The sequence below is a fragment of the Micromonospora sp. M51 genome (assembly GCF_018070305.1).
Classification (GTDB): domain Bacteria; phylum Actinomycetota; class Actinomycetes; order Mycobacteriales; family Micromonosporaceae; genus Micromonospora; species Micromonospora parva.
Genome location: NZ_JAGPXZ010000209.1, coordinates 1 through 8410, shown reverse-complemented (window position 1 = coordinate 8410; position 8410 = coordinate 1). Strand labels below are relative to the sequence as shown.

Sequence of the window (8410 nt, the reverse complement as noted above, 5' to 3'; positions counted from 1 at the left end):
GCGCCCGCACTGCTCGGGGAGATCGTGCGCTGCGCCGAGGTGGCGGCCTCGCAGGCGGCGACCGCCGGGCACCCGTCGGCCGACGAGCTGCCCCTGCTCACCGTGCACGGGGTGCTGCACCTGCTCGGTTACGACCACGCCGAGCCGGAGGAGGAGCGGGAGATGTTCGCGCTCCAGGCTCGGCTGCTGGCGAGCTGGCGGTCGACCCGCACCCAGTGATGTCAACTCCTCCGTTACTGGCGGCCGGCGCCACCGCCGGCCTTCCCGACTTCCAGCTGATCGTCTTCGCGGCCGGCCTGGTGGTGCTGGCCGGCCTGATCGCGATGACCGAGGCGGCCCTCGCCGCCGTCTCACCCGCCCGCGCCGCCGAGCTGGCCCGCGACGGTGTGCGCGGCGCCCGTACCCTCCAGGTCGTCGCCGGCGACGTGGTCCGGCACCTCAACCTGCTCCTGCTGTTGCGGCTGCTCGCCGAGCTGACCGCCACCACGCTGGTGGCGCTCGTCGCGGTGGACAGCTTGGGCGCCGGCTGGTGGGCCGCGCTGGTGACCGCCGGTGCGATGACAGTGGTCAGCTTCGTGGTCGTGGGCGTCGCCCCGCGCACCCTCGGCCGGCAGCACGCCTACGCCGTGGGTCGTGCGGTGGCGCCGCTGGTCCGTTGGTTGGGCCGGGCGCTCAACCCGCTCGCGTCGTTGCTGATCCTGATCGGCAACGCGGTCACCCCGGGGCGCGGCTTCCGGGAGGGCCCGTTCGCCTCCCAGGTGGAGCTGCGGGAACTGGTCGACCTGGCCGAGCAACGCGGCGTGGTCGAGCACGGCGAGCGCCAGATGATCCACTCCGTCTTCGCGCTCGGCGACACCATCGCCCGCGAGGTGATGGTGCCGCGTACGGAGATGGTGTGGATCGAGGAGGGCAAGACGCTCGCGCAGGCGCTGGCGCTGTTCCTGCGCTCTGGCTTCTCCCGCATCCCGGTGATCGGCGAGAGCGTCGACGACGTGCTGGGCGTGCTCTACCTCAAGGACCTGATCCGGCGCTCCCGCGGCGGAGACCCGGGAGCCGAGCAGTTGCCGGTGGCCGAGCTGATGCGCCCGGCGACCTTCGTACCGGAGTCCAAGCCGGTCGACGACCTGCTGTCCGAGATGCAGGCGGCCCGCAACCACCTGGTCATCGTGGTCGACGAGTACGGCGGCACCGGCGGTCTGGTCACCATCGAGGACATCCTGGAGGAAATCGTCGGTGAGATCACCGACGAGTACGATGTCGAGCGCCCGCCCGTCGAACGGCTGGGGGACTCCTCGGTGCGGGTGACCGCCCGCCTGCCGGTGGAGAATCTCGGCGAGATGTTCGACACCAACCTGCCCACCGACGAGGTGGAGACGGTTGGCGGCCTGCTCGCCCAGTCCCTGGGGCGGGTGCCGATCCCGGGTGCCGAGGCCGAGGTCGCCGGCCTCCGCCTGGTCGCCGAGGGCACCACCGGCCGGCGCAACCGGATCGACACCGTGCTGGTCTGCCTGGTGGAGCCGGGCCAGGCGCAGGACACCGCGGGGCGCGGCGAGCACGCCGGCCCCGGGGACGACACGGACAACTACCGAGACGACGAGAGGCAACCCGCCGATGCCTGACACACCCGCCGCGCCTGTCGCCCGGCCCACCCCCACCGCGTCGGGCGCGCTGAGCGCCGAGGACGGCAAGCTCGTCGTCCTGGCCCGGGGAGCCCGCGCCCGGGTCGGTGCCGTGGAGGGTGCCGCGGTCCGCGACCAGGACGGCCGGACGTACGCGGCGGCAAGTGTCGCGCTGCCGTCGCTGACGCTCACCGCGTTGCAGTTGGCTGTCGCTTCGGCGGTGGCGGCCGGGGCGAGCCGGTTGGAGGCAGCGGTGGTGGTGACCGAGGCGTCGACGCTGGACGGTGCCGGGCACGCGGCGGTGCGGGACCTCGCGGCCGACGCGCCGGTCCACGTGGCCGCTCCGGACGGCACGGTGCTCGGCACGGTGACCGAGTGAGCCCGGTGCAGGATCCGCAGGCGCGACCGTACCGGGCCGGGTTCGGCTGCTTCGTCGGTCGTCCCAACGCTGGCAAGTCGACGCTCACCAACGCCATCGTCGGCACCAAGATCGCCATCACCTCGAACAAGCCGCAGACCACCCGGCACGTCATCCGGGCGGTGCTGCACCGCCCGGAGTCGCAGCTGGTCCTCGTCGACACGCCGGGCCTGCACCGCCCCCGTACGCTGCTCGGTGAACGTCTCAACGACCTGGTCCGGTCCACCTGGACCGAGGTCGACGTGATCGGCCTGTGCATCCCGGCCGACGAGCCGGTCGGGCGCGGTGACCGGTTCATCACCGGTGAGCTGGCCGGGTTGAAGGCGACAGTGCTGGCGGTGGTGACCAAGACCGACCTGGTGGACAAGCGTCGCCTGGCGGAGCAGCTGCTCGCGGTCAGCGAGATGGGGGAGTTCGCCGAGATCGTGCCGGTGAGCGCGGTGTCCGGGCACCAGGTGGACACCCTGGTCGACGTGATGACCAGTTACCTGCCACCGTCGCCGCAGCTCTACCCGGACGACATGCTCACCGACGACCCCGAGCAGGTGCTGGTCGCCGAGCTGATCCGGGAGGCCGCGCTGGAGGGGGTCCGCGACGAGCTGCCGCACTCCATCGCCGTGGTCGTGGAGGAGATGATCCCCGAGGGCCAGGTCATGAAGATCTACGCTGACCTGTACGTGGAGCGGCCCAGTCAGAAGGCCATCGTGCTCGGGCACAAGGCGAGTCGGCTCAAGGAGGTCGGCACCACCGCCCGCAAGCAGATCGAGGAGCTGCTGGGCAGCCGGGTCTACCTCGACCTGCACGTGCGGGTCGCGAAGGACTGGCAGCGTGACCCGAGGCAGCTGCGCAAGCTGGGTTTCTGATCCACCAGCATTCACCGGCCGGGTGATCCGGTCACCCCTCGCCCGGACGTGCGGCCCAGAAGCGGACCCGGAACCGTTCCACGCCCATGATGGGGATGGGGTGGTCCGGTCGGGCTTCGACGCGGCGCAGTTCGGCACGCTCGGTGACATCGACCCGGGCGTGGTAACCGCCCGGCGGACCGAGGGTCAGGATCGGGCTGGCCAGTGGTTCAGTCATCGTCCCTCACGGTGGTTGCGGGGCCGGCTGAGCCGCCGGCCCCGCAATCGTCGGTGTTCCGGCAGTTGGATCTCGATTAGCCAGAGGTCATTTCGGTCAGCTGGGTGGAAAGGATCACGTTTGGTCGGGGTGGTGACCGTTTCGCGCGGGCACCGCGCAGGGTAGGGGAGTTACGCCCCGCGTCCCCGACCCAGATGCAGGCTGATGCGCAACCGGTATCTCGATCTGCTCCGTTCCCTGGCCATCGTTCGAGTCGTCGTCTACCACGTCACCGGATGGGCGACCCTCACCCTCGTCTTCCCCGCCATGTCGGTGATGTTCGCGCTGGCCGGCTCGCTGATGGCCGCCTCGCTGACCCGCTCCGGGCCGGCGGCGGTCGGGCGTCGGCTGCGTCGGCTGCTGCCGTCGCTGTGGGTGGTCGCTGTGGTCTTCGTGCCAGCGATGCTGTTCACCGGGCTGCCGGTGAGCCCCCGGGTGCTGCTGTGGCTGTTCCCGGTGGCCGACCCGCCGGCCAACCACTGGGGCGCGCTGGCGCTGAGCGTCATCTGGTACCTGCGCGACTACCTGTGGTTCGTGTTCGCCTCACCGGTCGCGTTCTGGCTGTTCCGGCGTGCCCCGCTGCCGACCCTGCTCGCCCCGTACCTCCTGCTGGTGATGATCGAGGTGGGGATCTACCCGGCGCCGCCGGTGCTGCGCGAGTTCGGGCTCTACTTCGGAGCGTGGCTGCTCGGCTTCGCCCACCACGCCGGGATGCTGCGCCGACTTTCCGGTTGGCTGCTGTACCCGTTGGCGCTCGCTCTCGCCGTGGGCGGCGGTGCCTGGATCGTCGGGCATCCCGGGCCGCGTGGGTACGACCTGAACGACAACCACCTCGGCAACGCCCTCTGGTCGGCCGCATTCATCCTGATCGTGCTGGGTCGGGCACCGGCCGGGCTCTCCTGGCTGAGCCGGAGCCGACTGGCCGAGCGGGCGGTCACCGTGCTCAACCGGCGCGCGCTCACCGTCTACCTCTGGCACATGCCGTTCGTGGTGGCGCTCACTCCACTGGTCGACGTGGTGGGCTGGTCCCACCAGGACCCGGTGGGCCTGGCCATCCGGGTGCTGCTGGTCTTCGCCCTGGTCGGGTTGGTCACACTGGCCGTCGGCTGGGTCGAGGACGTCGCCGCCCGCCGCCGCCCGGAGCTGATCCCCGGTGGCGCGGCGCAGCCCGCCGACCAGGCGGCCCAGCCGGGCGGCGACACGTCGGACGGTGCCGGGACGACCGGCGGTCGAGCGGTGGTGCCGGCGCAGCGGGTGGTCCGGGAGGAGGCCAGCGTCACGCTCAACGCTGGCTGATCGTGAGGTTGCCGCTGTTGGCCGAACCGTCGAGCACCAGGGACGCGGCCGGGTTGTCGGCGACGGTGACGGTCTCGTCGCCGGAGTCGGCGTTGGACCGGACCCGGTAGCTGCCCTGGGGCACCAGCAGCGTGACATCACCGCTGGAGGCGTGCACCCGGGCCGAGGCGGGCTGGTCGAGCTGGACGTCGACGTTGCCGGAGTTGGCCTCGGCGTCGACAGTGCCGGCCAGCCGGCGTGCGGTGATATCCCCGGACGAGGCACGCAACCGTACCGCCGCGGTGGCCTCGCTCACCTCGATGTTGCCCGAGCGGGCCTCCACCCCGACCGCGCCCGACGCGCCGGAGATCCGCACGTCGCCCGAGCTCACCTGCAGCTCCACCGCGCCGACCCGGCTCAGCTCGACGTTGCCGGAGCTGGTCTCGCCCTGCACCGCCACGCCCTCCGGCACCGTCACCTCGTAGGAGATGCTGCACCGCGAGCCGCAGTCGGTGTCCAGCACCAGTTCGGTGCCCTTGATCTCGTACCGGGTGTTGTCCGGTTCACCGCCCTGGTAACGCACCACCCGCTTGATCCGCACCTCGGACGCCGGGCCGGTGCCCCGCACCACCACGTCACCCGAGCCACCGGAGACCCGGACCGTGGTGATCCGGACCGCCTCGGTGTTGTCGTAGTCGAGCCGGCGGAACGACAGGTTGTCGCACCCGGCGAGCACGATGAGGGTGGCGGTGAGTCCCAGCGCGACGGGAGCGGCGACGCGACGCCGGCGGGGGGTGGTGGAGGTCAGGCGCAGTTGCATGAGCAGCACGCTACGGCCGGGCACGACTCGGCCGCATCGGGGTTCATCCGCGCTTGCACCCCGAACCAACCCTGATTTCACACCCCGAGGGAGAATGGCCCGATGGCCGGGTATCGCCGACAGCTCTACCGCGACGACGCGGTGGTGCTGCGTGTGCAGAAGCTCGGCGAGTCCGACCGGATCATCACCCTGCTCACCCGCCGGCACGGCCGGCTGCGCGCGGTGGCCCGAGGGATCCGCCGCACCACCAGCAAGTTCGGTGCCCGGCTGGAGCCGTTCGGCCACGTCGACCTCCAGCTCGCCGGTGACCCGAAGGGCAACCAGGGCAGCTCGCTGCACACCGTCAGCCAGGTCGAGGGCATCGACCTGTACGGCAAACGGTTCCTGGGTGACTATCCGCGCTACACGGCGGCCAGCGCGATCGCCGAGACCGCGGAGCGGCTGACCCCGGTGGAGCGGGAGCCGTCGCTGCGGCTGTTCCAGCTCACCGTGGGCGCCCTGAAGGCGCTGTCCCGGGGCGAGCACGCCACCACCCTGGTGCTCGACGCGTACCTGCTGCGGGGGATGTCGCTGGCCGGCTGGGCACCGGCGCTGGTCGCCTGCGCGGTCTGTGGCACGCCCGGGCGGCACCGGGCGTTCTCCGTACCGGCCGGTGGTGCGGTCTGTCCGGATTGTCGGCCACCCGGGGCGGCTCATCCCGCGCCGGCCACCATCGATCTGATGTCCGCGCTGACCACCGGCGACTGGGTGATCGCCGACGCCACCGACGCCGCCGTACGTCGGGAGTGCAGTGGGCTGGTCGCGGCTCACCTGCAGTGGCACCTGGAGCGCGCGCTACGCTCGCTGCCGCTGGTCGACCGGGGTCCCTCGGCGGCCGGCGCGGCCTCGCCGCCGGAAGGCACCGGGGCCGTGGTGCTCCGGTCACGTGGCGACGTCGAGGCCGGGGCGGACGGCGCGAACAGGGAGTGACCGAGTGATCCGATCGAAGAAGGCTGGCCGGCGCGAGCCGACCCCGCCGGTGCCACACCCGTCCGGGGCCCGCCCCCCGGCGCTGCCCGCCGAGGCGGTGCCGAGGCACGTGGCGGTGGTGATGGACGGCAACGGCCGCTGGGCCAAGGACCGCGGGCTGCCCCGCACCAAGGGGCACGAGGCGGGGGAGCACAGCCTCTTCGACACCATCGAGGGCGCCATCGAGATGGGCATCCCGTACCTGTCGGCGTACGCGTTCTCCACGGAAAACTGGCGGCGCTCGCCCGACGAGGTCCGGTTCCTGATGGGGTTCAACCGGGACGTGATCCGTCGCCGTCGTGACCAGCTGGTCGACCTCGGTGTCCGGGTGGTGTGGTCGGGCCGGTCCGGGCGGCTGTGGAAGAGCGTCATCTCCGAGCTGCAGACCGCCGAGGAGATGTCCCGCGACAACTCGACGTTGACCCTGCAGTTCTGCGTGAACTACGGCGGGCAGGCCGAGATCGGTGACGCCGCCGCCGCGATCGCGCGGGACGTGGCCGCCGGCCGGCTGGACCCGGCGAAGGTCACCGAGAAGACCGTGGCGAAGTACCTCTACCACCCGGAGGTCCCGGAGGTGGACCTGTTCCTGCGCCCCTCCGGGGAGGAGCGGATCTCCAACTTCCTGCTCTGGCAGACCGCGTACGCCGAGTTGGTCTTCCTGGACACGCTCTGGCCCGACTTCGACCGCCGCCACCTCTGGTACGCGTGCGAGTTGTACGCGCAGCGGGACCGACGCTTCGGCGGCGCGCTGCCCAACCCGGTCGCCCCGGTTATCTGAGCCGACGCGCTTACCCGCACGTCACTCTGGGTATCAGAGTCGTCAGGAGCCACTGACGGAGGTGAACCCACATGATCCAGAAGCGCATTGCCCAGTGGGCGGTGATGGCGATCGCGGTGCCGCTGGCCGCTGCCGGTGCCCGCCGGCTCAGCCACACCCTGGAGGCCCGGCGTGGTCCCTCCGGGGCGACCCGGTTGCTGACGAAGGGTGCGGACCTGATCCGTCCGCAGAAGGCCAAGCGCCGCCGCTTCTTCTGACCAACCCCCCAGCTCTCCCCGGCGCCGCCCGCACCCCGTGCGGGCGGCGCCGTCGTATCCCTCGATGGCGAGACGACGTTGCCGGCCGACGCGCGGGTGGGAAGCGGTGTGCCGAGCCGGGGTGGTGTGCTCGTTTCGGGGTCCTGCGCAAGGGCGGCGGGTAGGGTCCGGAGGTGGTGGGACGACGGCGGCGGGGGGCGAGATGCGGGATCTCCGATTCAAGATGATCATGGCGTTGAACGCCGCCGATCTGGGCGACCCGATCTGTGAGCAGGTGGCCGAGATCTGCGCCGAGATCGCCGAGCAGCACTGCGCCGAGTTCGGCCACACACCGTCGCTGCGCAGCGGTGAGATCGCCGAACTGGCCATCGGTGAGCCGGCCCTGGGCTGGGCGCCGTCGACCCCCGACGCCGGGCAGCGTGCCTGGTGACCGCACCCGCGCCCGCCGTCGACATCCGGCGGGCCGATGATCGCTTCGCCACCCGGATCTCCTGGCTGGACTCCAAGCACTCCTTCTCGTTCTCCCGGCACTACGACCCGGCCAACACCCACCACGGCCTGCTCCTGGTCAACAACGACGACGTGGTCCGGCCGGGGGCCGGCTTCGAGACCCACCCGCACCAGGACATGGAGATCGTGACCTGGGTGCTGCGCGGCTCGCTGGTGCACCAGGACTCGACCGGGCACTCCGGGGTGATCTACCCGGGTCTGGCCCAGCGGATGAGCGCCGGCACGGGCATCCTGCACTCGGAGAAGAACGACGCCTGGCGGCTGAACAACCAGGAGCCGCACAGCGACCCGGTGCACTTCGTGCAGATGTGGGTGCTCCCCGACGAGCAGGGCGTCGACCCCGGCTACGAGCAGCTGGAGATCGAGGACGAGCTGCTGCGCGGCGGTCTGGTGCCGATCGCCTCCGGGATGGACCGCTACGACGGCGCGTCCGCGATCCGCATCCGCAACCGGTACGCGACCCTGCACGCCGCCCGCCTCGCGCCCGGCGACGAGGTCACCATCCCCGACGCGCCCTATGTGCACCTCTACGTGCCCAACGGCACCGTGACGCTGGAGGGCAGCGGCCCGCTCGGCACCGGCGACGCCGCCCGGCTCACCATGACC

Annotated in this window: 12 protein-coding genes; 10 read left to right on the top strand and 2 right to left on the bottom strand. The window is 71.7% G+C overall.

All coding sequences use genetic code 11. The features are described from left to right. From ybeY to era, 4 genes are all read left to right on the top strand, one after another. Positions 1-219: rRNA maturation RNase YbeY (gene ybeY / locus KBX53_RS13795; RefSeq protein WP_210859609.1), on the top strand; the 219-nt coding region annotated here is incomplete at its 5' end. Next, positions 195-1619, top strand: a complete 1425-nt coding sequence (locus KBX53_RS13790; protein ID WP_210859610.1) for a hemolysin family protein — start codon at positions 195-197, stop codon at positions 1617-1619. The genes ybeY and KBX53_RS13790, both read left to right, overlap by 25 nt. Next, positions 1612-1998 carry a hypothetical protein gene (locus tag KBX53_RS13785; protein ID WP_030336454.1) on the top strand — a complete coding sequence of 129 codons (387 nt, stop codon included), beginning with the start codon at positions 1612-1614 and terminating at the stop codon, positions 1996-1998. The genes KBX53_RS13790 and KBX53_RS13785 overlap by 8 nt, the downstream gene beginning before the upstream one ends. Next, positions 1995-2900 carry a GTPase Era gene (gene era / locus KBX53_RS13780; protein ID WP_030336452.1) on the top strand — a complete coding sequence of 302 codons (906 nt, stop codon included), beginning with the start codon at positions 1995-1997 and terminating at the stop codon, positions 2898-2900. Before KBX53_RS13785 ends, era begins: the two co-directional genes overlap by 4 nt. A gap of 31 nt (positions 2901-2931) precedes the next feature. Here era and KBX53_RS13775 read toward each other — a convergent pair whose 3' ends face one another. Then, positions 2932-3117, bottom strand: coding sequence for a hypothetical protein (locus KBX53_RS13775; RefSeq protein WP_030336451.1), 186 nt, complete (start codon positions 3115-3117; stop codon positions 2932-2934). Between the two features lie 204 nt (positions 3118-3321). Between KBX53_RS13775 and KBX53_RS13770 the strand changes: the two genes are divergently transcribed. Beyond that, positions 3322-4452 (top strand): acyltransferase, encoded by a 1131-nt coding sequence (locus KBX53_RS13770; protein ID WP_210859608.1) that lies wholly within the window; start codon positions 3322-3324, stop codon positions 4450-4452. Here KBX53_RS13770 and KBX53_RS13765 read toward each other — a convergent pair. Continuing rightward, entirely contained in the window at positions 4439-5251 is an 813-nt protein-coding gene (locus KBX53_RS13765) for a DUF4097 family beta strand repeat-containing protein (RefSeq protein WP_210859607.1), read from the bottom strand. The two genes, KBX53_RS13770 and KBX53_RS13765, sit on opposite strands and share 14 nt — an antisense overlap. A 102-nt stretch (positions 5252-5353) precedes the next feature. On the opposite strand from KBX53_RS13765, the gene recO reads away from it, so the two are divergent. The 5 genes from recO to KBX53_RS13740 form a co-directional block, all read left to right on the top strand. Next, a complete protein-coding gene (gene recO, locus KBX53_RS13760; RefSeq protein WP_210859606.1) occupies positions 5354-6220 on the top strand; it encodes a DNA repair protein RecO in 867 nt (288 codons plus the stop codon). Between the two features lie 4 nt (positions 6221-6224). Further along, positions 6225-7037, top strand: a complete 813-nt coding sequence (locus KBX53_RS13755) for an isoprenyl transferase (protein WP_030336443.1) — start codon at positions 6225-6227, stop codon at positions 7035-7037. A 71-nt stretch (positions 7038-7108) separates the two neighbouring features. Further along, on the top strand, positions 7109-7294 hold the full coding sequence (locus KBX53_RS13750; RefSeq protein ID WP_030336441.1) for a hypothetical protein: 186 nt from the start codon (positions 7109-7111) through the stop codon (positions 7292-7294). A 202-nt stretch (positions 7295-7496) separates the two neighbouring features. Next, positions 7497-7724 (top strand): hypothetical protein, encoded by a 228-nt coding sequence (locus KBX53_RS13745; RefSeq protein ID WP_030336439.1) that lies wholly within the window; start codon positions 7497-7499, stop codon positions 7722-7724. Then, positions 7721-8410 (top strand): pirin-like bicupin family protein (locus tag KBX53_RS13740; RefSeq protein ID WP_210859605.1); only part of this gene is annotated, 690 nt, incomplete at its 3' end. The genes KBX53_RS13745 and KBX53_RS13740, both read left to right, overlap by 4 nt.

Excerpts from the sequence above, each read along its gene's own strand:
- KBX53_RS13785 (WP_030336454.1), top strand. The coding sequence starts at position 1,612 with ATGCCTGACACACCCGCCGCGCCTGTCGCCCGGCCCACCCCCACCGCG.
- KBX53_RS13775 (WP_030336451.1), bottom strand. The coding sequence starts at position 3,117 with ATGACTGAACCACTGGCCAGCCCGATCCTGACCCTCGGTCCGCCGGGC.
- KBX53_RS13770 (WP_210859608.1), top strand. The coding sequence starts at position 3,322 with ATGCGCAACCGGTATCTCGATCTGCTCCGTTCCCTGGCCATCGTTCGA.
- KBX53_RS13765 (WP_210859607.1), bottom strand. The coding sequence starts at position 5,251 with ATGCAACTGCGCCTGACCTCCACCACCCCCCGCCGGCGTCGCGTCGCC.
- recO (WP_210859606.1), top strand. The coding sequence starts at position 5,354 with ATGGCCGGGTATCGCCGACAGCTCTACCGCGACGACGCGGTGGTGCTG.
- KBX53_RS13750 (WP_030336441.1), top strand. The coding sequence starts at position 7,109 with ATGATCCAGAAGCGCATTGCCCAGTGGGCGGTGATGGCGATCGCGGTG.
- KBX53_RS13745 (WP_030336439.1), top strand. The coding sequence starts at position 7,497 with ATGCGGGATCTCCGATTCAAGATGATCATGGCGTTGAACGCCGCCGAT.